This window comes from Streptomyces sp. NPDC060232 (assembly GCF_042726555.1).
Lineage (GTDB): Bacteria > Actinomycetota > Actinomycetes > Streptomycetales > Streptomycetaceae > Streptomyces.
In genome coordinates this window covers 23,774-49,765 of record NZ_JBHXAG010000001.1, presented here as the reverse complement: position 1 = coordinate 49,765, position 25,992 = coordinate 23,774, and the positions used below count along the sequence as shown (strand labels likewise).

At 74.7% G+C, this 25,992-nt stretch carries 18 protein-coding genes and 3 pseudogenes; 8 read left to right on the top strand and 13 right to left on the bottom strand.

The window, feature by feature from the left end; translation table 11 throughout:
* Positions 1 to 138: 138 nt before the first annotated feature.
* Positions 139 to 906 (top strand): NPP1 family protein, encoded by a 768-nt coding sequence (locus tag ACFWFZ_RS00200; RefSeq protein ID WP_387114247.1) that lies wholly within the window; start codon positions 139 to 141, stop codon positions 904 to 906.
* 174 nt (positions 907 to 1,080) lie between these two features.
* On the opposite strand, the pseudogene ACFWFZ_RS00195 reads toward ACFWFZ_RS00200, so the two are convergent.
* From ACFWFZ_RS00195 to ACFWFZ_RS00180, 4 genes and pseudogenes are all read right to left on the bottom strand, one after another.
* Positions 1,081 to 1,158 (bottom strand): annotated as a pseudogene (locus tag ACFWFZ_RS00195) (hypothetical protein); the annotation flags it as partial.
* 103 nt (positions 1,159 to 1,261) lie between these two features.
* Positions 1,262 to 1,456: pseudogene (locus ACFWFZ_RS00190) on the bottom strand (SpoIIE family protein phosphatase); the annotation flags it as partial.
* 292 nt (positions 1,457 to 1,748) lie between these two features.
* Positions 1,749 to 2,120 (bottom strand): annotated as a pseudogene (locus ACFWFZ_RS00185) (GAF domain-containing protein); the annotation flags it as partial.
* Positions 2,121 to 2,688: 568 nt separating this feature from the next.
* Positions 2,689 to 3,255, bottom strand: coding sequence for a type 1 glutamine amidotransferase domain-containing protein (locus ACFWFZ_RS00180; protein WP_387114244.1), 567 nt, complete (start codon positions 3,253 to 3,255; stop codon positions 2,689 to 2,691).
* A gap of 176 nt (positions 3,256 to 3,431) precedes the next feature.
* On the opposite strand from ACFWFZ_RS00180, the gene galT reads away from it, so the two are divergent.
* Together galT and galK are read left to right on the top strand one after the other, a co-directional pair.
* Positions 3,432 to 4,463, top strand: coding sequence for a galactose-1-phosphate uridylyltransferase (galT, locus tag ACFWFZ_RS00175; protein WP_387116212.1), 1,032 nt, complete (start codon positions 3,432 to 3,434; stop codon positions 4,461 to 4,463).
* The gene (gene galK / locus ACFWFZ_RS00170; RefSeq protein ID WP_387114241.1) at positions 4,460 to 5,623 is read left to right on the top strand and encodes a galactokinase; all 1,164 of its coding nucleotides are present in this window, start codon (positions 4,460 to 4,462) and stop codon (positions 5,621 to 5,623) included. Before galT ends, galK begins: the two co-directional genes overlap by 4 nt.
* A 131-nt stretch (positions 5,624 to 5,754) precedes the next feature.
* Here the strand turns inward: galK and ACFWFZ_RS00165 are convergent, their stop codons facing one another.
* Positions 5,755 to 7,020: an MFS transporter gene (locus ACFWFZ_RS00165; RefSeq protein ID WP_387114238.1), complete on the bottom strand. Its 1,266-nt coding sequence runs from the start codon at positions 7,018 to 7,020 to the stop codon at positions 5,755 to 5,757.
* 99 nt (positions 7,021 to 7,119) lie between these two features.
* Here ACFWFZ_RS00165 and ACFWFZ_RS00160 point away from each other — a divergent pair, with 99 nt between their 5' ends.
* Together ACFWFZ_RS00160 and ACFWFZ_RS00155 are read left to right on the top strand one after the other, a co-directional pair.
* A complete protein-coding gene (locus tag ACFWFZ_RS00160; protein WP_387114235.1) occupies positions 7,120 to 8,205 on the top strand; it encodes a DUF5937 family protein in 1,086 nt (361 codons plus the stop codon).
* A gap of 113 nt (positions 8,206 to 8,318) precedes the next feature.
* Complete coding sequence (locus ACFWFZ_RS00155; RefSeq protein ID WP_387114232.1) at positions 8,319 to 9,530, top strand: NAD(P)/FAD-dependent oxidoreductase; 1,212 nt, start codon at positions 8,319 to 8,321, stop codon at positions 9,528 to 9,530.
* A gap of 110 nt (positions 9,531 to 9,640) precedes the next feature.
* On the opposite strand, the gene ACFWFZ_RS00150 is transcribed toward ACFWFZ_RS00155, so the two are convergent.
* Positions 9,641 to 9,886 carry a hypothetical protein gene (locus ACFWFZ_RS00150; RefSeq protein WP_387114229.1) on the bottom strand — a complete coding sequence of 82 codons (246 nt, stop codon included), beginning with the start codon at positions 9,884 to 9,886 and terminating at the stop codon, positions 9,641 to 9,643.
* A gap of 602 nt (positions 9,887 to 10,488) precedes the next feature.
* Between ACFWFZ_RS00150 and ACFWFZ_RS00145 the strand changes: the two genes are divergently transcribed.
* Positions 10,489 to 12,930 carry a SpoIIE family protein phosphatase gene (locus tag ACFWFZ_RS00145; protein ID WP_387114226.1) on the top strand — a complete coding sequence of 814 codons (2,442 nt, stop codon included), beginning with the start codon at positions 10,489 to 10,491 and terminating at the stop codon, positions 12,928 to 12,930.
* 286 nt (positions 12,931 to 13,216) lie between these two features.
* Here the strand turns inward: ACFWFZ_RS00145 and ACFWFZ_RS00140 are convergent, their stop codons facing one another.
* Complete coding sequence (locus tag ACFWFZ_RS00140) at positions 13,217 to 14,215, bottom strand: serine/threonine-protein kinase (protein ID WP_387114223.1); 999 nt, start codon at positions 14,213 to 14,215, stop codon at positions 13,217 to 13,219.
* Positions 14,216 to 14,636: 421 nt separating this feature from the next.
* Here ACFWFZ_RS00140 and ACFWFZ_RS00135 point away from each other — a divergent pair, with 421 nt between their 5' ends.
* Entirely contained in the window at positions 14,637 to 17,222 is a 2,586-nt protein-coding gene (locus ACFWFZ_RS00135) for a hypothetical protein (protein ID WP_387114220.1), read from the top strand.
* A 28-nt stretch (positions 17,223 to 17,250) separates the two neighbouring features.
* On the opposite strand, the gene ACFWFZ_RS00130 is transcribed toward ACFWFZ_RS00135, so the two are convergent.
* The 4 genes from ACFWFZ_RS00130 to ACFWFZ_RS00115 all read right to left on the bottom strand — a co-directional run bounded on the left by ACFWFZ_RS00130 (position 17,251) and on the right by ACFWFZ_RS00115 (position 23,384).
* Positions 17,251 to 20,301, bottom strand: coding sequence for an AAA family ATPase (locus tag ACFWFZ_RS00130; protein ID WP_387114217.1), 3,051 nt, complete (start codon positions 20,299 to 20,301; stop codon positions 17,251 to 17,253).
* Positions 20,302 to 20,407: 106 nt separating this feature from the next.
* On the bottom strand, positions 20,408 to 21,067 hold the full coding sequence (locus ACFWFZ_RS00125; protein WP_387114214.1) for a response regulator: 660 nt from the start codon (positions 21,065 to 21,067) through the stop codon (positions 20,408 to 20,410).
* Positions 21,055 to 22,233, bottom strand: coding sequence for a sensor histidine kinase (locus ACFWFZ_RS00120; protein ID WP_387114211.1), 1,179 nt, complete (start codon positions 22,231 to 22,233; stop codon positions 21,055 to 21,057). Before ACFWFZ_RS00120 ends, ACFWFZ_RS00125 begins: the two co-directional genes overlap by 13 nt.
* 173 nt (positions 22,234 to 22,406) lie before the next feature.
* Positions 22,407 to 23,384: a helix-turn-helix domain-containing protein gene (locus tag ACFWFZ_RS00115; RefSeq protein ID WP_387114208.1), complete on the bottom strand. Its 978-nt coding sequence runs from the start codon at positions 23,382 to 23,384 to the stop codon at positions 22,407 to 22,409.
* 99 nt (positions 23,385 to 23,483) lie between these two features.
* On the opposite strand from ACFWFZ_RS00115, the gene ACFWFZ_RS00110 reads away from it, so the two are divergent.
* Positions 23,484 to 24,512, top strand: a complete 1,029-nt coding sequence (locus ACFWFZ_RS00110) for a saccharopine dehydrogenase NADP-binding domain-containing protein (protein ID WP_387114205.1) — start codon at positions 23,484 to 23,486, stop codon at positions 24,510 to 24,512.
* 89 nt (positions 24,513 to 24,601) lie between these two features.
* On the opposite strand, the gene ACFWFZ_RS00105 is transcribed toward ACFWFZ_RS00110, so the two are convergent.
* The gene (locus tag ACFWFZ_RS00105; RefSeq protein WP_387114202.1) at positions 24,602 to 25,237 is read right to left on the bottom strand and encodes a TetR/AcrR family transcriptional regulator; all 636 of its coding nucleotides are present in this window, start codon (positions 25,235 to 25,237) and stop codon (positions 24,602 to 24,604) included.
* A gap of 71 nt (positions 25,238 to 25,308) precedes the next feature.
* Entirely contained in the window at positions 25,309 to 25,908 is a 600-nt protein-coding gene (locus ACFWFZ_RS00100; RefSeq protein ID WP_387114199.1) for a sigma-70 family RNA polymerase sigma factor, read from the bottom strand.
* Positions 25,909 to 25,992: the final 84 nt, after the last annotated feature.

The following is a 25,992-nucleotide window of genomic DNA, read 5'->3' as shown; positions in this document are numbered from 1 at the left end:
GTTCACCGCGCATGAAGCAGACGCTGCGCGGACCCTTGCCGTGCCGACCCGGTTCGCGAATGATGCTCCGGGCGTGTCGGTCGGCGGTGGCCGTCTCCGGCCCGCCACCCCCGAACCCGACCGGCCAGGAGGCCTGTTGTGCGGACCAACCGTCGCATCCGGAGATCCCTCGTCGTCGCCGGCGCCGCCCTCGCGCTCGTCGTCGGCGTCCCGCAGGTGGCCTTCGCGGCTCCGCCCCCGGCGCTGCCCGGCCAGGCCGAGGAGATCGAGCGGACCTTCCAGCCCGCCTACGACTACGACACCGACGGCTGCTATCCGACACCTGCCATAGGCCCGAGCGGGGTGCTGAACGGCGGGCTGAAGCCCACCGGAGCCCTCGACGGCAACTGCCGGGACGCCTCGGACCTCGCCAACACCAACGGATACTCGCGCTGGAAGTGCAACAACGGCTGGTGCGCCGTGGTCTACGCGCTCTACTTCGAGAAGGACCAGGCGATCCCCGGCATCAGCCTCGGCGGCCACCGCCACGACTGGGAGCATGTGGTGGTCTGGATCCAGGGCGGCGAGGCCACGTACGTCGCCACCTCCGCGCACGGTGACTTCGAGATCCACGCGCGCGACCGGATCCGCTGGGACGGCACCCATCCCAAGATCGTCTACCACAAGGACGGCATCGGCACCCACTGCTTCCGCGCGGCGAACACCAACGACGAACCCCCGGAGAACCACCGCGGGACCTGGCAGTACCCCACGCTCGTCGGCTGGTCGGGATACCCGGCCGGGCTCCGGGACAAGCTCAGCCAGGCCGACTTCGGCAGCGCGCACTTCGGTCTGAAGGACGGCTCCTTCGCCTCCCACCTGGCGGAGGCCAAGCCGGCGGGCATCCCCTTCGACCCGTACCTGTAGCCGCCGGGCGCCGGGCACCCGGGCGGCTGCCGCCGCTCCTCCCGCGGTCACAGACGCAGGAGGAGCAGCGCGATGTCGTCCGTGTGCACGGCCGCCGCGCCGGTACCGGGCAGGAGCGCCTTCGATGAGGTCGTCCAGATCCGCCCCGTCGTTCTCGGCGAGGACCGCGGCGAGTTCGTCGGTGCCACGCTCGGCGTCGACGCCGGCCGCGGTGGGCTTCTCGACCAGCCCGTCGGTGTAGAAGGTGAGCAGGGTCCCCGGGGCCAGCTCCAGGCGGGTTTCGGGGGCACGGGGTGTCGGCGCCGATGCCGAGCAGCGGGCAGAGGTCGAGGTCCACGCGCCGCGGCGGGGTTCCCGGGGCGTGGACCAGCGGCGGCGGGTGCCCGGCGCTCGCCATGGTCGCGCACCGGCTCGCGAGGTCGATGTGGACGTAGAGGCAGGACACGAGCAGTTCGGTGTCCAGACCCGCCAGGAGGCGGCCGGTGCGGGCCAGGACCGCGCCGGGCGGTGCGCCCGCGGCGGCGCGGATGGCGGTGCGGACCTGCCCCATGAGGGCGGCGGCGGCGACGTTGTGCCCCTGGACGTCGCCGATGACGGCCGCGACGGTGGTGGCGTCCAGCGCGATGACATCGTAGAAGTCGCCTCCGATGTCCATGCCGTGGCCTGCGGGCAGGTAGCGGGCGGCGGCCTGCAGGCCCGGCACCGCGGGGCAGGGTGTGCGGGAGGAGGGCCTGCTGGAGGCCGTGGGCGAGGTCGTGCGCCGCGTCGTGCAGCCGGGCCCGGTCCAGGGCCTGGGCGATCAGCCCGGCCAGGGAGGTGAGGACGGCCCGCTCGTCCGCGGTGAAGTCGTGCGGCCGCTCGTAGGAGAGGATGCAGCAGCCCACCGGGCGGCCTGAGATGGTCAACGGCAGGAACGCCCAGGCCTGTTTGCCGCTGATCCGTGCTGCGCCGGGGTGCGCGCGGGCCATCGCTGCGGGGTCGGCGAAGAAGGCGGGCACACCGTCGGCCAGTACCTGCCCGGCGGGGGTCAGCCCGGTGCCCAGGGGCAGGCCGTCGAGCTGTTCGATGGTCGCGGGATCGTACCCGTGGTACCCGGTGATCTTGAGGCGGCCCGCGTCGGCGGCCGACAGGACGAGGGCGTCGGCTCCGAACGCGGGCAGGACCTGGTGGGCGACCAGCTCGACGACGTCGCGGACGGTGACCGTCTCGGTCATGGCGGCCGCGAGGTGCAGGAGCTGGTGGATCCGGCCGGTGCGCGGGACGGGCCTGTCCGCGGGCGGGTCGGACCGCACCGTCTCCACGTGCCGGGCGGGGCGGGTGACGCGGACGCTGATGCCGCTGAAGTCCGGATAGAGCTGGAAAGGCAACGCGATGTCCGGTGGGCGCAGGGCCGTGAACTCGACCGGCTCGCGGCTGAGGACTGCGGACCGGTAGCGGTCCTCGGCCAGGGGTGCGTCCAGCCAGGGCAGGGACTGCCAGGGCCATGTCCCCAGCAACTGGCCGGAGGTCCGGCCGAGCAGGTCCGCGGCGGTGCCGTCCACGAAGATGATCCGGCCCTCCAGGTCCAGGGCCAGGGCGTCCTCGGGCAGGCGTTCGGCCCAGTCGGCGGCGGCCTGCGCCGGCCTGCCGCCGTAGGTGCGGGGCGGTGTGGCCGGTATGACGCGGGGCCGGTCGGGCACCGCGGGCATGCCGCCGGCCTCGTCGACGGTCCACCTCCCGTCACAGCCCGCCGCCCGGGCCCGCACCGAGGGTCCGTCAGGGGCCGGACGGACCCGTTGCGGGCTAAGCCTCCGCGGACGAAGCCTCCGCGGCCGGTCCCGTGCCGAACTCCTTGACGAAGGCGGTGCAGAAGGCGTCGAGGTCGCCGGGCCTGCGGCTGGTGACCAGCGTGCCGGGCGCCGCCCGGCAGACCCGTACCTCTTCGTCGACCCAGGTGGCGCCGGCGTTGCGCAGGTCGGTGGCGAGGCTCGGCCAGGACGTCACGGTCCTGTCCCGCACCACGTCCGCCTCGACGAGCGTCCAGGCGGCGTGGCAGATCGCCGCCACCGGCCGGCCCCTGCGGAAGAAGCCCCGTACGAAGTCGACCGCGCCCTCGTCCATGCGCAGGGCGTCGGGGTTGGCGACACCGCCCGGCAGCACCAGTGCGTCGTAGTCGTCCGGTCCACAGGCGCCGACCACGTCGTCGACCGGGAAGGTGTCCGCCTTGTCGAGGTGATGGAACGCCTGGATCTCGCCGCTCTGGGTCGACACGAGACGCGGCTGCCAGCCCTGGTCCGCCACGGCCTGCCACGGCCGCTCCAGCTCGATCTGCTCCACGCCTTCCGGCGCCACGAGAAAAGCCACCCTCATCCTCGTCACATCCCTTCCACGGTGAGATAGCGGACGGCCTCCCTCCCGGCCCGCCCGCGCACTGCGCCTGCCCCTTCGGGCGGGGGGCAAACGGCCGGACCGCCCCGGACGGCCGTATGATCGAGGACGCGTCGGCCCCGGCCGTCACCCCTGACGAGACAGGCGAGGACGTGCACGTGCACAGGACCGTCACCGAGCTCGCGGACGGCCGCGAGCTCATCTACTACGACAGCGCACCCGGCCGGGACCGCGGGGCCGAGGACCGGCGTCCGCTGGAGCCGTTCGAGAGCGCCCCCGAACTGCGCCGGGATCCCGCCACCGGCGACTGGGTCACCATCGCCGCCCACCGGCAGTCCCGTACCTACCACCCGCCCGCCGACGCCTGCCCGCTCTGCCCCTCCCGGGACGGCCGGCAGAGCGAGATCCCGGCCGCCGACTACGAGGTGGCCGTCTTCGAGAACCGCTTCCCCTCCCTCGCCGGAGAAGCGGGCCGCTGCGAGGTCGTGTGCTACACCCAGGAGCACGGCGCCGCCTTCGCCGACCTCACGCAGCAGCGGGCCCGGCTGGTCCTGGACGCCTGGACCGACCGCACCGCCGTCCTGTCCGCCCGCCCCGGTGTACGGCAGGTGTACTGCTTCGAGAACCGCGGCGCGGAGATCGGCGTGACACTGGCCCATCCGCACGGCCAGATCTACGCCTTCTCCACCACCACCCCGCGCACCGCCAAGCACCTCGCCGCCGCGGCCGCGCACCGCGCCCGCACCGGACGCAACCTCTTCGAGGACATCCTCGCGGAAGCCCGCGCGGCTACGGAACGCGTGGTCCTCGCCGGAGAGCACTGGACCGCCTTCGTCCCGTACGCCGCGCGCTGGCCGTACGAGGTCCACCTCCACCCGCACCGCAGGGTCCCCGATCTGACCGGGCTCACCGAGGCGGAGCGCGCCGAGTTCCCCGGCCTGTACCTGGACCTTCTGCGCCGTTTCGACCGGCTCTTCGGGCCGGCGGCCGCACCCACCCCCTACATCGCGGCCTGGCACCAGGCCCCGCTCGTCGGGGGCGGGGAACTCGCCCTGCACCTGGAGCTGTTCACGATCCGGCGCAGCGCCGACAAGCTCAAGTACACGGCCGGGACCGAAGCCGGCATGGACGCCTTCATGAACGACGTCGCGCCCGAGGCGGCGGCGCGGCGGCTGCGGGAGGCCCTGTGACCGGGCCCGCGGCGGAAGCCGCGGCCGTGCGCCGGGAGTTCGAACACCTCCACGGCCGCGCCCCCGACGGAGTCTGGGCGGCCCCGGGCCGGGTCAACCTGATCGGCGAGCACACCGACTACAACGACGGCTTCGCCCTCCCGATGGCGTTGCCGCAGACCACCGTGCTGGCAGCCGGCCGCCGCGACGACGGGCTGCTGCGCCTGCACAGCGCCCAGGGCGACGGCCGGGTCACCGAGCTCGCGGTGGCGGACCTCGCCCCCGGCTCGGTGTCAGGCTGGGCCCGGTACCCGGCCGGGGTGGTCTGGGCGCTGCGGGAGCGGGACCTGCCCGTCGGCGGCGCCGACGTGCACCTGGACAGCACCGTGCCGACGGGCGCCGGCCTGTCCTCCTCCGCGGCCCTGGAGTGCGCGCTCGCCGTCGCGTACGACGAGCTGTACGCGCTGCGGCTGTCGCGGCCGGAGCTGGCGCGCGTGGCGCAGCACGCCGAGAACGCCTTCGCCGGCGTGCCCTGCGGGGTGATGGACCAGATGGCGTCGGTCTGCTGCGCCGAGGGCAGCGCCCTGCACCTCGACAGCCGCAGCCTGGAGGTCCGGCAGGTCCCCTTCGACCTCACCGGGCACGGGCTGCGCCTGCTGGTGCTCGACACCCGGGTCGCGCACGACCTCGCCGACGGGGCGTACGCGGCGCTGCGCGCGGGGTGCGAGCGGGCGGCGGGGCTGCTGGGGCTGACCGCCCTGCGGGACCTCTCCGAGGTGGAGCTGCCCGGCGCCCTCGCCGGGCTGCCCGAAGACCTCGCGCCGCTGGTCCGGCACGTGGTCACCGAGAACGCCCGGGTCGGCCGGGCCGTCGACCGCCTCGCGGCGGGTGAACCGGAGTCTCTGGGGCCGCTGTTGACGGCCGGACACGCCTCCCTCCGGGACGACTACCGCGTCTCGTGCCCGGAGACCGACCTCGCGGTGGAGGCCACGGTCGCCGCCGGTGCCCTGGGCGCCCGGATGACCGGTGGCGGCTTCGGCGGCTCCGTGATCGCCCTGGTCCCGGCCGCGGCGGCCGCTTCCGTGGCCCGGGCCGTGACGGCCGCCTTCGCGGCGGCGGGCTTCGGGACGCCGGCCGTGCTGGAGGCCGTGCCGTCGGCGGGGGCCCGCCGCATCGACTGACCAGGACGTCGGCCCCCCTGCCCCTTGCGCACCCGGCCGGCGTACGAGAGGCCGCAGGAGGCGGCGAGTCCGAGCAGCGCCGGGCCGACCGGGGTGCCCGCCGGGACGAGGAAGCCTGCCGGAACGGGCCGTCACCTCCGGCTGAGGCGCGCCTCCCGGTCCTTCTCGGTCCGGTCCTTCTCGGTCCGGTCCTTCTCCGTTGCGTCCTTCTCCGCGGCGACGGCGGAGGCGGACAGCAGCGTCGCACCGGCGAGCCCGCCCCAGAGCGCGCCCGGGCCGTGGGGTGCCAGTGCGGTGATGACCGCCGGGGAGACGGCGAGGCCGAAGCCCGTGGAGAGCTCGAAGCGGGCGAGGGCGCGCCCGAGGACGTGGGCCGGGGCGAGGGCGGTGACCAGCGCCGTGGCGCTGCCGGCGTAGATGATCTCGCCGATGGTGCAGACGACGGAGACCGCGGCGACGGCCGGGGCGGCCCAGCCGGATCCCAGGGAGGCGGCCGCGAGGAAGCCGAGGTAGGACGCGGCGAGCACCACTCCGGCGACAGACAGCACGGTCCGCCGGGGGAAGCGGGACATCAGGACGGTGACCGGGACCTGGAGGGTGACCACGAGCACCGTGTTGGCCACGAAGACGGCCGCCGACCACACCGGGGAGGCGTGCAACTGCGTCACCAGCACCAGGGGGAGCGCGATTTCGGGGACATTGAGGCAGAAGGCGTAGACCACGTTGGCGGCCAGGAGGGCGGGCATCCGGGGCCCGGGCCCCGTCCCGGTCCCGTCCTCGGCCGGGGTCGCGGCCGGGCGCGCCCGCAGGTGGACCGACCACGCCAGGACCGCCGCCGTGAGGTAGGCGATGCCGGTGGCGACCGCCATCGCCCGCAGTGCGGTGGCGCCGCCCGCCAGGCAGGCGGTGGCGAGGAGCGCGCCGGCGCCCAGGCCGGCGTTGCGCAGGGCGCGGCCCGCCGCGAGGGCGGTGTCGCGTTCCCGGCCGTGGGCGACGGTGGCCACGAGGGCCGCGTGGGCGGCGGGCCAGGCCTGGTTGCCGACGCCGAGGACGAGCGCGGCCGTCGCGAACAGCCAGACGTGTCCGGCCGGGGTGGCCAGCAGAAGCGCCACGCCCAGTGCCCGCACCAGCATCGACGCGGCCACGACCGTGCTGCGTGCGCCCCGGTCCAGCCAGCGGCCCACCGCGGGCATGCACACCAGGCCGACGACGATGCCCGCCGTCATGGCGATGCCGGTGGCCGGCGCGGACAGCCGCAGCACCATCACCCCGTAGAGCAGCAGGAAGGGCCGCAGCAGGCCGGTGCCGAGCGCGTCCACGGCCAGGGCGACGGCATAGCGGGGGCCTCCGGAGGCGCGGACGAGGGCGCGCGGCCGGATCGTGGAGATGGTTTCCATGGCGTCAACGTGCGGGCGGCAACAGGGCCGGGCACGTGGGTTGACGGACTTCGTCAACCCGGTGTCACCGCGGGACGTGCGGTCGGCGATGCTGAGCGCGTGACGTTGAGGATCGACATCGGCGGACTGCCGTCCGGACGGCTGCGGTTCGCCGCCTCCCCGCTGGCCGAACTGACCGCGATGCTGCACGTGCTGGCGGAGCCGGGGCATCATCCCCAGTTCGCCGACTGGGCCGGGGAGGTCTGGGACGGGATGCGGCCGGAGCTGGCCGAGCGCCTGCAGGAGGCCGATTTCCTCTGGCGTTCCTCGCAGGCCGACTTCCTGCTTCCCCCGCGGCCCCGGCAGACCCTCGCGGAGGAGTTGGACGAGGTGGACCGGATCGGCGACGAGCGGTACGTGACCGCGGCGCTCGTCACCACCTGCGGCAGCAACCGGGTCCGGTTCGGGGCGCCGTCACCGCTGACCGACGCGACCGCGCGGGAGCGCGCCCTGGATCTGGCGCAGGCCCGCGGCGTGCACCAGGAGGCCTTCGCGGAAGGCCTGTTGGCGGATCCGGCCGCCGTACGGGCGCGGGTGCGCGACACCCTCGAACAGTGCGCCGAGTCCTTCTTCGACGCCGCCTGGGCGGACGTCGCCGTACGCCTCGCCACCGACCTGCGCGTGAAGAACGACCTGCTGAGGCGCGAGGGCGTGGGAACGGCGCTCGCATCCGTCTCCGGCGCGGTCTCGCTGGCTCCGGACGGCGACTGCATCGTCGTGGACAAGCTCCTGGACAAGGCGACGGCCGCCCACGGCACCGGAGTCACCTTCATACCCAGCGTCTTCGGCAGCCCCCACCTGGCGGTGGTGCACGCCCCCGGATGGCAGCCGGTGGTGCAGTACCCGGTGGCCGAGCCGAGCCCGTCGGAGCCGGTGTCGCTGGAAACGGTCACCCTCCGGCTGGAGGCGCTGTCGCATCCCGTACGGCTACGGCTGCTGCGCACCCTGGCCCGCGGCCCGCACACCACCCGAGAGCTGGCCCACGCCTGGGAACTGTCACCGCCGGAGGTGTCCCGCCATCTCGCCGTGCTGCGCCGCGCCGGTCTGCTCACGGCCCGCCGGCGCGGCCGGTACGTCCGCTACACCCTCAGCCTGCCCGACCTGACGGCGCTGGGCGCCGACCTGCTGGCGGCCGTACTGCGCTGAGCGAAGGCGGACGGCCCGGTGTGCCGCAGGTCACACCAATGCCCTTGTCACAGCGGACGGGGCACCGGTGTCTTGTGCCCGGAAGCCGACAACGAGAGCACGGGGAGCCCACCATGGCCGAGAACACCGAAGTCGTCGTGATCGGCGGCGGATACGCCGGCGTCATGGCAGCCGACCGCCTGACGCAGCACGCCGACGTGACCGTGACGCTGATCAACCCGCGCCCGGACTTCGTGGAGCGGATCCGCCTGCACCAGCTGGTGGGCGGCTCCCACGACGCGGTCGTCGAGTACGCGAAGGTCCTGGGCAGGGGTGTCCGCCTGCTGGTCGACAGTGTGACGGAGATCGACGCGGCAGCGCGCCGCGTGGCGCTGGCGTCGGGCGGCACCGCCGCTTACGACTACCTGGTCTACGCCGTGGGCAGCGGCAGCGCCGACCCGGGGGTGCCCGGAGCCGCGGAGTTCGCCTATCCGATCAACAGCCTGGAGGAGGCGCAGCGGCTGCGGCCGGTCCTGGCCGCCGCGCCCGCGACGGCGGCGGTGACGGTGGTCGGGGGCGGGCCGACCGGCATCGAGACCGCCGCCGAACTGGCGGAGCAGGGCCGGACGGTGACCCTGGTCTGCGGCGGGGTGCTCGGGCCGTATCTGCATGCCCGGGGCCGCCGCTCGGTCGCCGGACGGCTGGCCCGGCTCGGTGTGACCGTGCTGGAAGGCCCGGGCGCGAAGGTGGCGGCCGTGACCCGTGGCGCCGTGCGTCTCGGTGACGGCCGCGGACTGCCCAGCGAGGTGACCATCTGGACGGCCGGCTTCGGCGTGCCGGACCTGGCCGTCCGCAGTGGGCTGAGCACCGACGCTGAGGGTCGTCTGCTCACGGACGAGACGTTGACCAGCGTGGACGACGACCGCATCGTCGCGGCCGGGGACTCTGCGGCCCCCTCGGGGCTGCCCCTGCGGATGAGCTGCCAGGCGGCGATTCCGCTGGGCGCGCGGGCCGCCGACACGGTGCTCAGCCGGATCGCGGGCGAGCGGCCCGCGCCTCTGAACGCGGTGTTCGCGGGCCAGTGCATCAGCCTCGGGCGCCGTGCGGGCATCTTCCAGGTCGCCCGCCGCAGCGATGTCGCGCTCTGGTTCCACGTCGCCGGCCGCCCCGGCGCGAAGCTCAAGGAGTTCATCTGCCAGGGCATCATCAAGCACCTGGCCGGCGAAGCCCGCGAGCCCGGCTCGTACGGCCTGCACCGCGTCCCGGGCGGCCCCCGGCGGCAACGGCTCCTCGCCACCGCCTCCCACCGCACCCCGGCCCCCACCACCGCCGACCAGGCTGCCTGATCCAGCCCTCAAGGCCGGCCCGGCCCCGGGCCGGCCTCGGCACATCGGGTGGCGGGGCCCGCTTCCGGGCGGCCCACGAAACTCCGGACGGTGGCGGCGACCTGAGCTTTTCACCCGCCCGGCCTGGGTCTCGACTTCAGGTCCCTTTCCTCCTCGAAATCCGGAGTCTGGACGGTCACCGTGGAATACCCCGTGTGAACGGCGCCCGCGCCGTCCAGGGGAAGGAGCAGGACTGCCGGTCGCGGGGCTGTGACGGGGGCGGCCATCGAGGACGCCAGCAGGCCGATGCCGCTGCCCACCAGGGTCACGGCGACTGCGGTCAGAACGACACCGCGGATCCAGGAACACTCGAACACGACGATTCTCCATCCGATGCGAAACCGGCCTCCGGGATTTCCGGTGAAGGCGTACGTCGAATACACCTCGGTTCAGGTGCGGGCGTCAGGCCACTGGAATGCGTGACTTGACGTCCGCGGGCGCACGCGGCAGCGCCTGCGCCAAACCGCCTTTCCCCGCGGTTCCGCCTTCTGTCAAGTGACGAATGGCCGGGACTACGGCCCTTTCCCCGCCCCGGGCAGGGTGGCAATCGACCGTCCTGCGGAAAAGCAGGGCCGAATCGCCATCCGGAGCGGAGGCCCCCGATGATCCGTCGTGCAGGGAGCTTCGTGACCGGTCGGCGGACCGGAGCTCCGTCTTCGGCGCGGCCCCGCGCCGCGTCGCGTCGTAGTCCTCGGCCTCCGGCCGCCCGTCCTCGGCGGACGCCGCCGCGCGATGGTGTGGCGGGCGGACGACGCGCTCCTGGCCCTCGTGCTGGCGCACCGGCCGGCCGGGCGCCTCTGCCGGCAGCACTGCGTTGGTGCTCCTTGCCCCGGCGGATGATGCTTGTCAGTGAGGCCCCTGGCCGTGCAGGTCCCGTGGGACAGCGGTGACGGATCTAGCGAGGGCGAGATGAGCGGCGATGGAGCGACTTCCCACCCCTCCCGGTGAGCGGCCGGAGCAGACCGATGCCCGCTGGCGGCCCGCGTACACGGCGACGGCCGCCGTCGACGAGCGGGGCATCGTGACCGAGTGGGGCGAAGGCGCCACTCAGCTGCTCGGTTACACATCCGCCGAGGTGGTGGGGCGGCCCGCCGGGTTCCTGCTGGCCGATGGCGTCGGCGACGAGGCGCGCCGGATCCCGCCCGAGCAGGAGCGGTGGAGCGGCACCGTGGCGCTGCGCCACCGGGACGGCAGCCGACTCGAACAGGGGCTGCTGGCACACCGCTGGACGTCCACCGGCGGGAACACCACGTGGTACGTGGTGTCCGCGGTGGCGGGCGGGCGGGGCGGTGACGGCTCCGCGTGGGGCGATCCGCTGCACGAGTGGTCGTTCTCCCAGTCCCCCTGCTTTCTGGCGGTGTTCGACGCCGATCTGCGCCTGGTACGGGCGAACGCGGGCATGGAGCGCACGCTGTCCCTCACGGAATCCGAGATGCTCGGGCTGCGCCTGCCGGAGATCGCCCCCGACCCGGTGAGCGAGGAGACCGAACACAGGATGCGCCTGGCGCTGGAGTCCGGGGAACCGCAGCACATGGAAGCCTTCGTCCGTGCCACCGGGGTCAGCGCGGAGCACGGCTGGGCGACGTCGGTGGCCCCGCTGCGGGACCGGGACGGTGTCGTGCGCGCCGTGTGCCTCGCCGCGCACGACCGGACCGGGGCCGAGGTCGAGACGCAGCAGATGATCCTTCCGGACGCCGCCGACGCGCGCATCGGGACGACCGAGGACAGCACCCGTACCGCGCAGGAGTTCGCCGACGTGGCGGTCCCCCGGCTCGCCGACTTCGCGGTCGTCGACCTGCTCGACCCTCTGCCGCGCGGCAACGGCCACTCCTCCGGCCCGCCGCCGGGTCCGGTCACCGTGTGCCGTACGGCGGTGCGGTCGGCCGTCGAAGGCAGCTCCGAGGGGCGGGTCGCCGTCGGTGAGACGGCCGTCTACGCGCCGCTGTCGCCGCCCGCCGAATGTCTGGCCTCGGGCCGTGGCGCCGTGTACGCGACGACCGCCCCGGCGGTCGCGGCGTGGATGGCGCGCGACCCGGCGGCCGCCTGGATCGGTGCGCACGGGGCCCATTCGATGATGGTGGTGCCGATGCAATCCGACGGCATCAGTTTCGGCGTGGCCGTCTTCGGCCGCCGCGGGAGCCGGGAGCCCTTCCTGCCGGAGGACCTGACGCTGGCCGAGGAGCTCGCGGGCAGGGCGGCCACGAGCATCCATGCGGCGCACCGGTCCACGCGGGAGCACACCAGCACCATGACGCTTCAGCGCAGTCTGCTCCCGCAGACGCTGCCCGACCACCCCGCGCTGGAGACGGCCTCCCGCTACCTTCCGGCCGGTACCGAGGCGGGTGTCGGCGGCGACTGGTTCGACGTGATCCCGCTCTCCGGCGCGCGGGTGGCCCTGGTCGTGGGCGATGTCGTCGGACACGGTATCCGCGCCTCGGCGACGATGGGCCGGCTGCGCACCGCCGTACGCACGCTGGCAGACGTCGACCTGCCGCCCGACGAGCTGCTCACCCACCTCGACGACCTGATCATCCACCTGTCCGCCGACGAGGGCGGCCGGGAGGCCGTCGACGAGAGCGCCGGCGGCATCGGTACGACGTGCCTGTACGTGGTCTACGACCCGGTCACCCGGCACTGCACGCTCGCCCGGGCCGGTCACCCGCCGCCGGCGGTGGTCTCCCCCGAGGGTTCGGTGTACCTCCTGGACGTGCCGGCCGGCCCGCCGCTGGGCCTGGGCGGCCTGCCCTTCGAGACGCTCGACGTAGACCTTCCCGAGGGCAGCGTGCTGACCCTCTACACGGACGGGCTGCTCCAGCCCCGCGAGCGGGACATCGACGAGGCCCTGGACACGATGTTCGCCGCGCTGGCGCAGCCCGCCTCCACGCTGGACACGGTCTGCGACCGGGTCCTGACGGCCCTGCTGACCCACCGTCCCGATGACGACGTGGCCCTGCTCGTGGCCCGGACGCGGGCCCTGCACGCCGACAAGGTCGTCGTGTGGGACCTGACCTCGGATCCCTCCGACGTCTCCCAGGCCCGCCGGCGGACCACGGACCAGCTGGCGACGTGGGGGCTGGAGGAGGCCTCCTTCGTCACCGAACTGCTGGTCAGCGAACTGGTCACCAACGCCATCCGGTACGGCGAGCCGCCCATCCAGCTGCGGCTGATCCACGAGAAGGACACCCTGATCTGCGAGGTCTCCGACGCGAGCAGCACGGCCCCGCACATGCGGCGGGCCCGGACCTTCGACGAGGGCGGGCGTGGTCTGCTGCTGGTGGCGCAACTGGCCCAGCGCTGGGGAACCCGGCACGCCACCGTCGGCAAGACCATCTGGGCCGAGCAGTCGCTGCTCGGCTTCTAGGGTCTGTATCGAGTTGCCCCGTGGAGCAAGGAGCGGCGTTCGGTGCGTGCCCTCGGCGTGCGGGACGGATGTCCTCGTAGCGGAGCTACTGGGGCATGTGGCTCGTGCGCCGAGGGTGCGTGCCGGGCGTCGCGACGCCGCGGGGCAACTCGATATAGACCCTAGTGCCGCGTCAGGCAACGTTCGCCCCGTCGCGACGCCCGGCGCGGCACTTGCCGTCGGGTCAGGTGCTGTGACCGTCAAGGTGTGGGGCGCCGTGACCTGGTGAACCTTTGCGGTCACGCCACTACGGGGACCAGACGAGGCCGGCCGGGCTGCGGAAGACGGGCAGGGCCCATTCGGGGGGCTCCGGAGGCGGTGTGGCCACCACCTCCGTGGTGCGCCGGGGTTTGTGGTCCGGCCGGGGGCCGTCCGCGGTGGCGGCCCGCAGGGCCGCCACGAACTCCAGGCAGGATCCGTATCGGTCCTCGGGGACCTTGGCCAGGGCCTTGGCGAGCACCTCGTCGGCGGCGGGGGCGATGTCCGGCCGCCGCTCGGTCAGGGGCGGCGGCGCGTCGTACTGGTGCGCCCACAGCAGGGCCGCGTCCTCCTCGCGCACGAAGGGCGGCCCGCCGGCGAGGGTCTCGTAGACGACGCAGGCCAGGCTGTAGAGGTCGCACCGGCCGTCCACCGGCCGGCCGGCGATCTGCTCGGGCGCCATGTAGTCGAGGGTGCCGACGAACTCCCCGGCCGTGGTGAACCCGCTCAGCGACAGGGACTTCTTCGTCAGGCCGAAGTCCGTCAGGTAGATGTGCTCCGGGTGCTCCCGGTCGGGTCCCGCCGCGACCAGGATGTTGCCGGGTTTGACGTCCCGGTGCACCAGGTCGTGGTCGTGGGCGGCGTCGAGGGCGGACGCCACCTGGGCGGCGATCCGCAGGGCGGTCGGGACGGGGAGGGGGCCTTCCCGGTCCAGCAGGCCCCGCAGGTCCAGCCCGGGTACGTAGCGCATGGCGATGTAGAGGACACCGTCGGTCTCGCCGGCCTCGAAGATCGGCACGATGTGGGGGTGCTCGATCGAGGCGGCCACCCTCGACTCGTGGGTGAACCGGCGCCGGAAGGTCTCGTCGCGGGCCCGCTCGGGGGCGATCAGCTTGATCGCGACCGTGCGGTCCAGGCGCAGGTCCTTGGCGCAGTAGACGACGGCCATGCCGCCTCGGCCGATCATGCGCTCGACCTTGTACCCGGCGATCTGCTTGCCGACCAGCCCGGAGGGCCGGCCCGTGTACTGGCTCAGGTCCGCGCCCATCCGGCGCCCCCTTCCTCAGCAGAAATTCTATCGAGCGCCCCCGCCCTGCGCCCGACGGCAGAACCCTTCGGGTCTGCGCCGAGGGCTCAACCCTCGGTAGGGCCGTTCCTTACCACGCTACGGACCGGGGCGGGAGAGGGCGTACCACCACCATTCGCAGGTGGGTCGGGGGCGGGGAATATGCGGGGGCGGCGCCCATGTGCGGGAGGGGGCGGATGGCGTTGAGTCGGAGGTGCCGATCGGCAGGCGCCAGTCCTTCTCCCGCCGCGCGTCCCGCGCATTCGACCCTTCGAGGAGGTGAACCGGGTGGCTCAGCGCTGCCCGGGAGCCTGAACCGACCCGACGAATCCGTGCGGGGGCGCTCCCCCGCGCCCGCGCACGGATCCCGTCGTTCCCACGATCACAGAGGCCGACAGCTGAGATGCACAACGAACGCCGGGTCCCCCGCTCCCCGTTCACGTGGAGCGACACGCTCTTCTTTGACCCGCTCGATGTCTTCCACGAGCCGGACCCGGACCACTTCCTCGCCGGGTTCGACGCGGGAACACGGGCCCTGTTCGTCCGCAGGGGCATCCGGTGGAGTCACCGGCACGACCCGGCCCCGCCGGAGCAGGGCTGGCAGATCCACGTATCGGCGGGCCTCCGCGAGGCGCGTGGCGTCGCCGCGTCCTTGATCCGGCACCTGACGACCCACGGCACCGACTTCGAGATCGCTCTCGATCCCACCGTCCTCGCCGCGCTCCACTCCGGGGCCGTCTTCCCGGGCGGCGGCCCGCTCGCGATCGTCTACCCGCACGACGACGGGGAGTTCAGGACCCGCCTGGCCGCTCTGGACCGCCTGCTGGAGGGGGTGGAGGGCCCGTACGTCGCGTCGGCCGTGCGCTACCGCAACAGCAGGGCGCTGTACTTCCGCCACGGGCCGTTCCGCGATGCGCGCACCGTCGACGTCCTCGGGCGCCCGCTGCCCGACGCCCCGGCGCCCTGGCCGTTCGACGACTGGAAGCCGGCCGAGGAGGACGCGGGGGGCGGCCTGCTCGGGGGTCGCTTCCGGGTGACCGGCACGATCCGGCCCTCCCACGACAGGGGCGTCCACACGGCCGAGGACACCGAGCACGAGGACCGGAAGGTGCTGCTCAAGGAGGCCCGCCCGCACACCGACGGCGATCCGCGGCCGGGCCTCGACGCGGTGGAGCTCCTCGGACGTGAGTGGATGTTCCTGAACCTACTGGCCGCCACCGGCTCCTATCCGGCTCCCGTCGCGAAGTTCCAGCACGGGGAACACCACTACATCGCCGAGGAGTTCGTCGAAGGGGTGGGCCTCGAACCGCTGCTGCGCCGACTCGACCCGCTGACACGGCCGGGCTTCGACGTCGAGCGGTCCCGGCACTACCTGCGGATCTTCCTCACCGTCTTCCGCGGAGTGGCCCGCGCGGTGCGGGCGGCACACGACCGCGGCGTGGTCCTCGGCGGCTTCACCGCCTCGGACGTCCTCGTCGACCCGGACACCCACGAGGTGCGCATCGTCGGCGTCCGGGCCGCCCGGCTGACCGGACCGGGGGGCGGGGGCGGGTCCGGGACCGGAGGCGAGTCCGGGGGTGGAGGCGGGGGCGGCGAGGCCGGGGACCGCTCGGCCATGGCGTACGCCATGGCCGACCTCGTCCTCCCGATCACGGCGATGGCGTACCTGCGCGAGGACGTCCTGGACCTGTACCGGATCCCTGTCACGGAGGGTCTGGGCTGGCCGGAGCGACTGCACCGGCTGCTCGTGGACCTGGCCCGGGGGCGTCTCGGCCTCAGCGCCCTGATCGACGCCCTGGAGGAGGAGACGGAGCTGCTCGGCGGGGTCGGTGCGGCGGCGCAGCTCCCCGTCGTCGAAAGCCTTCCGGGTCCGGGCGGGGCGGAGGGCGGGGCGGAAGCCGCGGTGGCGGCGTTCATTGAGGCCGCCGCCGACACCCGCCGGGACACGCTCTTCCCCGTGGACCCGTTCGCGCACGCCACCAACCCGCTGAGCCTCGGAACCGGGGCGAGCGGGGTCCTGTGGGCGTTGCACTCCTCCGGCGTGCCCGTCCGGCCCGAATGGCTCGACTGGCTGCGCACCGCACTGGCGGGGATCGACCCGGCGCGGTACCCGGACGGCCTCATGAACGGCCTCGCCGGCATCGCCTGGGCCGCGGACTCGCTCGGCCTCGGGCCCGAGGCCAGGGAGCTGCTCGACCAGGCCAACCGGCGGGTGGTGGCGAAGGGCGACCCCACCTTCCACCACGGCCTGGCCGGGGTGGGCATGACGAACCTGCGCTTCTTCCTGCGCAGCCGCGACCCGCGCGACCTGGCCGCCGCGCAGCTCTGCGCCCGTGCGCTGTCCGAAGCGGCCCGGCGCGACGGCGGCCACGCGCACTGGCCGGCCGGGGCCGGCGCGCGGGGCCCGCTGACCGGGCTGGGCTCCGGGCAGGCCGGCGTCGCGATGTTCCTGCTGCGGATGCACCAGATCTCGGGCGAGGAGCAGTGTCTGGGGCTCGGGCGGGAGGCGCTCGCCTGGGAGGCCGCCCGCGCCGCGCGGGCCGGCGACGCGGGGAGCCCGGAGCCGTGCGTCGAGGCGGGTGCGGCGGGCCTGGCGAAGGTGCTGCTGCGCTACGGGGACCTGGCCTCGGCCCGCGTCGTCCTGGGCGGGCTGGACCTGCGGTACTCGGCGCGCCCGGGGTACGCCTCGGGGCTGTGCGGGGTCGCCGACGCGCTGCTGGACGCGGCGGAGTTCACCGGCGACGCCTCGTACCGCGAGACGGCGCTGCGGCAGCTCGACGTCGTCCGGCGGGTCTTCCTCTTCGAACCCGCCGGACGCTTCGGTCTGCGCGACCCCGACGGGCGGCCCCTGCTGGGGGTGCCCGGTGAGGGTCTGCTGCGCTGCTCCACCGACTACCTGACCGGTTCGGCGGGCGTGCTGCGGGTGCTGCACCGCGTCAACTCCGGTGGCACGGCGGACTTCCTGCTGGACGAGGTGGGGCCGCCCTGATCCACAGGACACGGCCCAGTCCCGCCGGTCAGGCCGGCACCCGGGGGACGAGGTCGCGGGCGGCGGAGGCGAAGGCCCCGCGGTTGGGGTGGCCGGTCTTCTGCAGGACGCTCGCCACGTGCTTCTCGACGGTGCGCGGCGAGATGTGCAGCCGGCCGGCGATGTCCCTGTTGCTGATCCGTTCCGCGACCAGCCGGGCCACCTCGAACTCGCGGACGGTGATACCGGACCTGCGCAGGTACGGCGGCACCTGCTCGGTGCCCGTGCGCCGTTGCCGGACGGAGGCGCCCATCCCGCGCAGCATGGCCCGGCCGGCGGCGGCGACCTGGTGGTGGCCGGCGGTGTGGAAGTACTCCTCGGCCTCGCGCAGCCACTCGACCGGCGCGCCCCAGCCGTCCTCGTACGCCGTGCGGGCCGCCAGCCGCAGGCACAGGCGGCGGGCCACGGGGTAGGGGGCGGCCGCCGCCAGCGCCTCGTCCGCCACGGCCGTCGCCTGCTCGCGGTGCCCCTCGCGGCCGAGCAGCACGGCGTGGGCGAGGCCGGCGAACTGGCGGTTCCAGCGGGTGCCGCCGGCGCCGGCGGCCGCGAGGCCGGCGCAGTGCCGCCGGCCCATGCGTCCGGCCAGTACGCCGAGGAGTACGACGATGCCGTGCCGGCCGAAGTCGCCGGTGGCCGGGTTCTCGGTGTCGTAGGCGAGGGCCCGCGCGAGGTCCTCCTCCGCGGCGTCGTGCCGCTCCTCCAGCAGCGAGCAGAAGGCCCGGGCCAGTCCGGACGACATGGCGCGCAGGCCGGGCGCTGCGTCGAGGAGCGGCTCCAGTCGCTCCAGTGCGGCGCCCATCTCGGCGCGGCGTCCCTGGTGGGCGTACCGTACGGCGTCGGCGAGCCGGAACATCGCGAGGGCCCGGTCCAGTCCCGGGCCGGAGGCTTCGGCCGTCCCCTCGGTGATCACGGCGCGGGCCTCGTCGAAGGCGCACCGCTGGATGCGCTCCAGGGCGAGGGCGAAGCCGGCCTCGTGCGCCGGCGGCAGCAGGCCCCTGCGCCGGGCCTCCTGCCGGGCCTGCTCCAGGCGGGTCGGCCGCTGGTCGTGTCCGGCCGCGGTGATGGCCAGCTGTACGTCGGCCGCCACGCGAGGTGCGGGGAGCCGGTGGGCGAGGGCGATCGTGCGGGCCCGCTCGAAGTGGGCCGTCGCGGCGGACTCGTCCTGGTGCCGGGCCAGTTGTCCGAGCAGCAGCAGCGCTCCGCACGCCGCGTCCGGCCGGTCGCCGCCCCGGGCGGCCTGAACGGCCCGGCGGGCGAGCCCGGCGGCGGTGTGCAGCCTGTCGGGGGCGGGCCTGCCCAGCTCGGCGTGGGCCGCGGCGAGGTCCACGAGGGCGGTGTGGCCGGCGGCGGCACGGCCGGGGAGCAGCGAGCGGGCGGTGTCGACGTGGCGCAAGGCTTCGGCGGGGCGGCCGGCCAGGGTGGCGATGGCGCCGAGCCGGGCGTGGATCCCGGCCCGGCGCGCGGCGGGAATGCCGCCGTCGACGGCGGGCGGGTCGGGTAACCGGTCGAGGCGGGCCGTGCGGGCGACGGCGTCGAGCAGCAGTTCCAGCACTGTGGCGTGCAGTTCGGGTGCCGCGGTGCCGGGTTCGAGGAGGCGGTGGGCCCGGGTGAGCAGGTCCAGGGCCCGCTGCGGGTGCTGTTCCGGGGCCTGCTGCGGGTCCTGTTCCGCGGCCTGTTCCGGGGCGGTCTCGTCCGCCGCCCACCGCGCCGCTTCGCAGTACAGGCGTACGGCTTCACCGGTTTCGCCGGCGTGTTCGTGCAGCCGGGCGGCGTGTGCGCGCCAGGCTCCGGGCAGTCCTGGATGGAGGTGCGCCAGTGTGCGCGCCGCGCTGCGCGCGTACCGGGCGCGTTCGCCAGGCGCGAGGTCGGCGAGGAGCGCCTCGGCCGCCAGCGGGTAGCGGAAGGCGTACCACTGGGTGCCCGGCGCGTCCGGTGTGATCAGGGACGAGGCGATGGCCGCGCGCAGGACCTCGGAGAGGGCCGTGTGGTCGGCGTCCATCGCGTGCTCCAGTACCGGCAGGGGGAAGCGTCTGCCGAACAGGGCGGCCGTGCCCAGGAACCGTGTGCCGAGCGGCCCGAGCGAGGCGGTCCGGCGCCTGATGTCGTCGGCGACCGTCGAGGGTACGGACGGGGTCGGGGCGCCGTGGCGGGTGGGGCGGCCGGCGTGGTCGTGGACGAGTTCCTTGACGACGAACGGGATTCCGGCGCTGCCGGTCACCGCGCGGTGCAGGAGCTCGGGGCAGACCTCCTCCGGTGCGACGCCCAGCTCGGCTGCGACGAGGAGGCGCACGTCGGGGTGGGTCAGGGGGGTCAGGTCGAGGGTCTCGGCGGCTTCCCGCTGGCGGGCGCGCAGAGCCAGGTCGGCCGCGGTGCGGGGGGTGCGTCCCGCGACGAGCAGGAGTACGGCCGGCTGGTGCGCGATGTTGTCGAGGAGGTACTCGACGACGGCCAGGGTGCCGGCGTCGGCGTCGTGCAGGTCGTCGAGGACGAGCAGGCAGCCCCGCTGCCGGCCGACGGCGGCGAGCAGGCGGAGCACGGTTTCGGCGACGGTGAGGGGCGACGGGCCGCGGTCCGCGGTGCCCGGAGTGTCCGTGGCGCCCGGGGTCTCCCCAGCGGTCGGGGTGTCGCCCAGCAGGCGGGCCATGACGGAGCCGTAGCAGCCCAGTTCCTCCGGATCGGGCAGCAGTCCGGCGCGGGCGAGCAGGAGCAGCGCCTCGACGAGCGGCCGGTAGGGGACGGGCGGGCCGACGGTGCTGGCCCGCCCGCGTACGGTGACCATGTCCGCCGCGGCGGCCTCGGCGAGGGCCGCGGTGGCGAGCCGGGTCTTGCCGACGCCGGGCTCGCCGGTGACGAACAGGGCTTCGCCCCGCCCGGACCGGGCGGCGGCCAGCGCGTCCGTGATGCGCCCCATCTCGGCCGTACGCCCGACGAGGCGGCCCCGTCCCCGGTGCGGGCCGCAGGCACGGCCCGTGGCGGTGCTGCCCGTGCTGGTTCGGTCCGTGGCCGGCCCTGCCGGCCCTCCCGACCCGAGTGCGGTCACCGGCTCGTCCCCTTCCCGGCGGGCCGTCCGAGGCACCGCCGGGACGACCCTACGAGGGACGCGGTCGCCCCCTGAAGCCGTCCGTTTGGGGGGCTTGCGCCGGGGGTCAGCCCCCGTCGAGGCTGTCCTCCCGTACCCGTTGGGCGAGGTCGAGCTTGGTGTAGGTGGGGCGGCCCGCCTGCTGGTACTTGGCCTTGACGCGGTCCAGGTAGTCCTTGGCCGTGTGGACGGTGATGCCGGCGCGCCGGGCCGCGGACTTGAGGGTCATGCCGGACGCGTAGTCGAGCAGGATCTGCCGTTCCCGGGGCGAGAGCCGGGGGCGGGCGGGGCTGTCGTCGTAGGCGCAGGCGAAGGCGAGTTCCATGGAGTGGGCGCCCCGGCCCTCCGCCAGGTCCTTGACGGCGGCGACCAGGGTCGGCAGGTCGTGGTCCTTGGTCAGGTATCCGTCGGCGCCGGCCCGGATCGCCCCGATGATCCGGGAGCGGTCCGGCACCGTGCTGATCATGAGGACGCGGCTCCCGGTGCGCAGCAGCCTGCGGATGTTGTCGGCGGGGTCCGAGCCGTCCCGCAGGACGAGGTCGAGGAGGACGACGTCGGCCGGGGGGCGGTGCGGGCCGCCGTACCGGCCGGGGTCCGCGAGGAGTTCCCCGACGGTGCCGGCGGTCGCGACGAGCCGCAGGTCGGGTACGCCGCCGAGCCAGGCCCGCAGTCCGTCGCGGAGCATCCGGTCGTCGTCGACCACCGCGACGCTGATCACCCGGGCCATCTCAGCTCCACCCGTACGCCCTCGCCGGGGGCGGTGTCGACGGTCGCCCGGCCCCCCGCCTCGGTCATCCGGCCGTGGACCGAGCCGCGCAGGCCGAGGCCGGGCTCGCACCGGGCGGGGTCGAATCCCGGGCCGCGGTCGACCACGGTGACGACGGCTGCGCCGCTGCCGTCCGGGTCCGCGGTGGCGGTGAGGTAGGCGTGGCCGGTGTCCGCGTGCCGCCGTACGTTGTTGAGGGCCTCGCGTACGGCGTGCCCCAGTGCGGCGGCGACCTCGGGCGGTACCTGCGGCAGGGCGTGGTACTGGGCGGTGACCCGCAGTCCGAGGCTCTCCACGGAAGCGACGGCCTCCTCCAGCGCGGCGCCGATCTCCCGGTGGTGGACCTCGTCGGTGGTCTGCTGGATCAGGCGGCGCAGGTAGTCGGCCTCGCGGGCGCACCGCCGGCGCACCTCGGGCGCGTTGGCGTCGACGGTGCCGGCCGCCAGGGTGGTCAGCGTGGCGAGGACGGTGTCGTGCAGGGCACGGTGGTGTTCGAGGCGTTCGGCGTAGCGCGCCTTGTGCGCCTCCGCGGCCAGCGCGCGGGCGTTGGCCTCGTCCAGGAGACGGCCCTGGCGGCGCAGGTACCAGCGGAAGGCCCAGGTCATCACGGCGGACGACACCAGCGAGTTGAGGTGCCCGACGACGACGGCGGGGGTCGCGCCGACGGCCTGGTAGCCGATGAAGTGGGTCAGTACCAGGAGCGCGACCGCGGCGATGGCCTGGAGGCGGTCGAGGGAGATGGCCGCGGCGGCGCTGGCCGATCCGCCGAGCAGCATCGCCCAGGCGATGGTGGGCGGTTCGCGCACGCCTCCCCAGGCGCACAGGGCCAGGGGCAGGACGCATCCGGTGACGAGGATGTCGGCCCAGATGTGCCGCCGGTCGAACCAGCCGCGGCGCAGGGCCGTTCCGTAGGTCAGTGCGCTGAGTCCCAGGGCCGCGGCGAGGCCCAGGTGTTGCAGGGGCAGGTTCCACGGGCGGTGGGCGACGGCCATGACGGCGACGGTGAGGTGGCTGCCCCGGTAGAGCAGGGTGGCCACGACCAGGAAGGACTGGGCCCGGTGCAGCCCCGACCCCACGGAGGTCGTGCCGCGCAGTGCTCGTATGCGGCGTATCTGTAAGGACTGCAACGCCAGGACCACCCCTCGCCGAGCCGTGGGCACCGCGGGGTCCCAGGGGGTGTGCCGGATGGGACGGATGTGCCGCGAAGCCCGCAATTGCCAGTGACACCCGGCATTTTGCCCCAGCAGGTGCACGCCAGAAAGGCACGTCCCGGACGGTCGGTAACCGGCCGAGGCCGATATCACCGCCCGTGGCCGATCGCCGGGCGGGGTCGGGCGGGCCCGGCGCTGCGGAACGAGTGCCGGTAGGCGGCGGGCGGGACGCCGACGATCCGTTTGAACTGGCGGCGCAGGGTGGTCGAGGTGCCCATGCCGGTGGCGAGGGCGACCGTCTCGATGCTCTCGTCCGTGGCCTCCAGCAGCTCCTGGGCCCGGCGCACGCGCTGGGTGAGGAGCCACTGCATCGGGGTCTGTCCGACCACCGCCCGGAACTGCCGCCCGAGGTTGCGGGGGCTCGTGTGCGCCTCGCGCGCCATGTCGGTCACGGTCAGCGGCCGGTCGAGTCGCTGCTGGGCCCAGGCGAGCAGGTCGGCGAGCCGGTGGTCGCCGCGGGCCTGGACCGGGGTGCCGACGAACTGCGCCTGGCCGCCTGGGCGGTGCGGCGACATGACGAGGCGGCGGGCGACGGAGTTGGCGACGGCGGCGCCGTGGTCGAGGTGGATCAGGTGCAGGCAGAGGTCGACGGCGGCGGCCTTGCCCGCAGCGGTCAGGACGCTGCCGTTGTCCGTGTAGAGCACGTCCGGGTCGACGACGGCCAGCGGGTGGCGTGCCGCGAGCTCCGCGGCGTGCGCCCAGTGGGTGGTGGCCCGCCGGCCGTCGAGCAGGCCGGCGGCGCCGAGCACGAACGCCCCGGTGCACAGGGAGGCGACGCGGGCTCCGGCGTCGTGGGCGGCGCGGACGGCTTCGACGAGCTCGGGCGGCGGGGGGACGTCCACATCGGCGCAGGCGGGCACGATCACGGTGTCGGCGGAGGCCACCCGGTCGAGCCCGTGGTCGGGTTCGACGGTGAACGGGCCGACCCGCACCGGGCCGGGCCCGCAGAGCTGCACCTCGTACCAGCCGTCGGTCGCCTCGCGCGGCGGGTTGCCGAAGATCTCGTAGGCGACGCCCAGTTCGAAGTGCAGGAGGTCACCGGCGGTGGGGAGTACGACGGTCGGCATGTCCGAAAGTGTACGGGCGACGTCGTTACGGACCATCACGGTCGGGCTCCGGCCGCGGCGAGACTGGAGCCCGTGAGCACGTCGAGAGCGGGGGAAACGATGGGTACAGCGGCAGTGGTGGTCTACGGGGCCACCGGACACACCGGCCGGTTCGTCGTCGCCGAACTGCGACGGCGCGGAATCGCCGCCATCGTCTCGGGCCGGGACGCGTCCCGTCTGGAGGCACTGGCCGAGCAGTGGGACGACGTGGAAGTGCGCCCGGCCTCCGTCGACGACGCCGGTTCGCTGGACCGGGCCCTCGCCGGGGCGGCGGCCGTCGTCAACTGCGCCGGGCCCTTCGCCGTCACGGCGGGCCCGGTCGTGGAGGCGGCCCTGCGGGCGCGGATCCCGTACCTCGACGTCGCGGCCGAACTGGAGGCGAACGTCGCGACGTTCGCCGACCACGAGCGGGCCGCCGCCGCGGCGGGCACGCCCGTGGTGCCCGCGATGGCGTTCTTCGGCGGGCTGGGCGACCTGCTGGTCACGGCGGCGATGGGCGAGTGGACCTCTGCGGAAGTGGCGCACGTCGCCTACGGGTTGAACAGCTGGCACCCCACGTCGGGCACCCGGGCGGCGGGTCGGGTGTCCCACGAGCGCCGCGGCGGCCGCCGCGTGCGGTTCGCGGACGGCGCGCTCCGGTACCACGACGACGCGGTGACGGAGCAGGACTGGATCTTCCCGGAGCCGCTGGGCCGGCGGTCGGTGATCGCCGAGTTCACCATGGCCGACGCCGTCACCGTGCCCACCCACGTGGCCGTGCCGGAGGTCCGTACGTACATGACCGTCGAAGCCGCGAGGGACCTGGCCGCCGAGCACACCCCGGCGCCGGAGCCGGCCGACGAACTGGGGCGGTCGGACCAGAAGTTCGTCGTGGACGTGGTGGTGAGTTCGGGTGGCGTCGAGCGCCGGGCCACCGCCCGCGGCCGGGACATCTACGCGGTCACCGCGCCCCTGGTGGTGGAGGCCCTCGAACGCGTGCTGTCCGGCCGCACGCGCGCCACGGGCGTCGCCTCGGCCGGCGCGATGTTCGACGCCCCGGACTTCCTGCGGTCCCTGGCCCCGCACGTGTCAGTGGAACTCCCGCGCTGACGGCGGGGCGGTGACCGCGCGGGCCGAGGACGCCCGCCGGCTCTGAGGCCGTGCCCGCGAAGCCCCTGGGGCCCGTCGGGACCCGCCGCTCATCCGCGCGGGTGGTCGGCCGCCGCCAGCAGGTTCACCACGGTGGCCTCCATCGCCGCGCGCGCCTCCTGCGGGCTCTTCCCGCCGGAGCGCCAGTGGTGCCAGGCCCCCCACGCGGTGACGGCGTCCAGACCGTCGAGGAGTTCGGCCGCCCGGTCCTCGTCCAGGCGGCCGAGCTCCTCGGCGAAGATCTCCGCGACCTTCCGCCGCGCGTCCGCGAACGCCTCGTCGGTGACCTGCTGGATACGCGGAGACGGGTGGTCGATCCGCATCAGCGTCAGCCGCGCGGGAGTGATCCACTCCAGGATCCGCGCCCGCTGTTCGGCCAGCGCCTCCACCCGGACCCGGCGGGGCCCGGTCACGGGCAACGGCCTGATCTGCTCGGCCAGTTGCTCCAGCCGCCGGGTGATCGCGAGGTCCACCAGCTCGGACATGTCGGCGAAGTGGTGGAAGACCAGCCGGCGCGAGACACCCGCACGCTCGGCGACCCGCTCGGCCGGGAACTCCACGACGCCCTCGTCCAGCAGGTCGAGCAGCGCGTCCACGATCTTGTCGCGGGTGCGGCGTCCGCGCTCGGTCCGCCCGTCCACCCGTACCGGCGCAGGGCCGGGCACCCGGTCGTCCGCCTCCGCCACCGCTGCTCCCTCCGCCGTACGCCTCGCCGGTATCCTCGCACCCTCGGCACGGCGCGGGGGTGTCCGGCGGATCAGGGCCGGGCCGGGGCCGCGGCGGCGAAGCGGTGGCGCATCCGGTGCAGCCCCCGCCGGGTGTGGCTCTTCACCGTGCCGAGCGGCATCCCGGTGCGCTCGGCGATCTGCGTCTGGGTGAGGTCCCCGTAGAAGGCCATGGCCAGCACCTCCCGCTGCGGGCCGGGCAGCTGCGCCAGCTCGCCTGTGATCAGCAGCCGGTCCAGGACGGCTTCGGGGCCGACCGCGGGCTCGTCCGGCGGCGGCAGCGCCGCGCCGGCCGCGGTGACCAGGGCGAGCCGCCGGGTGCGCTCCGCGAGCGCGTCGGCGATCTTCCGCCGGGTGATGCCGACGAGCCAGCCGGGGAAGGCGCCGCGCTCCGGCCGGTAGCCGGCCCGGCCCCGCCAGGCGGCCAGGAAGACCTGCTGGCTGACGTCCTCGGCCTCCCGGGGATCGCCGAGGGTACGGGCCGCCAGGGCCTGGACGAGGCCGCCCCAGCGGCGGTACGCGGCGGTCAGGCACTGCTCGTCGCCGCGTACGAAGCCCTCCGCGACCTCGTGGTCGAGCAGGGCGTCCCCGGTCGCGGGGGACGGCTGGACGGTGGCGCTCCGGGCGGTCATGACGGCTGCTCCTACGGGTGTCGTGTCGGTCGGGCCGGATCGGGGAGCGGGGGGTGGGGGCCGGGGCGGGCCCCTCCAGGTTCC

What these genes read in the sequence shown, in the direction of transcription:
- ACFWFZ_RS00140 (WP_387114223.1), bottom strand. Translation starts at nt 14,215, where the DNA reads ATGGGCGCGGACCTGAGCCAGTACACGGGCCGGCCCTCCGGGCTGGTC.
- ACFWFZ_RS00155 (WP_387114232.1), top strand. Translation starts at nt 8,319, where the DNA reads ATGGCCGAGAACACCGAAGTCGTCGTGATCGGCGGCGGATACGCCGGC.
- ACFWFZ_RS00135 (WP_387114220.1), top strand. Translation starts at nt 14,637, where the DNA reads ATGCACAACGAACGCCGGGTCCCCCGCTCCCCGTTCACGTGGAGCGAC.
- ACFWFZ_RS00125 (WP_387114214.1), bottom strand. Translation starts at nt 21,067, where the DNA reads ATGGCCCGGGTGATCAGCGTCGCGGTGGTCGACGACGACCGGATGCTC.
- ACFWFZ_RS00165 (WP_387114238.1), bottom strand. Translation starts at nt 7,020, where the DNA reads ATGGAAACCATCTCCACGATCCGGCCGCGCGCCCTCGTCCGCGCCTCC.
- ACFWFZ_RS00180 (WP_387114244.1), bottom strand. Translation starts at nt 3,255, where the DNA reads ATGAGGGTGGCTTTTCTCGTGGCGCCGGAAGGCGTGGAGCAGATCGAG.
- ACFWFZ_RS00100 (WP_387114199.1), bottom strand. Translation starts at nt 25,908, where the DNA reads ATGACCGCCCGGAGCGCCACCGTCCAGCCGTCCCCCGCGACCGGGGAC.
- ACFWFZ_RS00115 (WP_387114208.1), bottom strand. Translation starts at nt 23,384, where the DNA reads ATGCCGACCGTCGTACTCCCCACCGCCGGTGACCTCCTGCACTTCGAA.
- ACFWFZ_RS00145 (WP_387114226.1), top strand. Translation starts at nt 10,489, where the DNA reads ATGGAGCGACTTCCCACCCCTCCCGGTGAGCGGCCGGAGCAGACCGAT.
- ACFWFZ_RS00110 (WP_387114205.1), top strand. Translation starts at nt 23,484, where the DNA reads ATGGGTACAGCGGCAGTGGTGGTCTACGGGGCCACCGGACACACCGGC.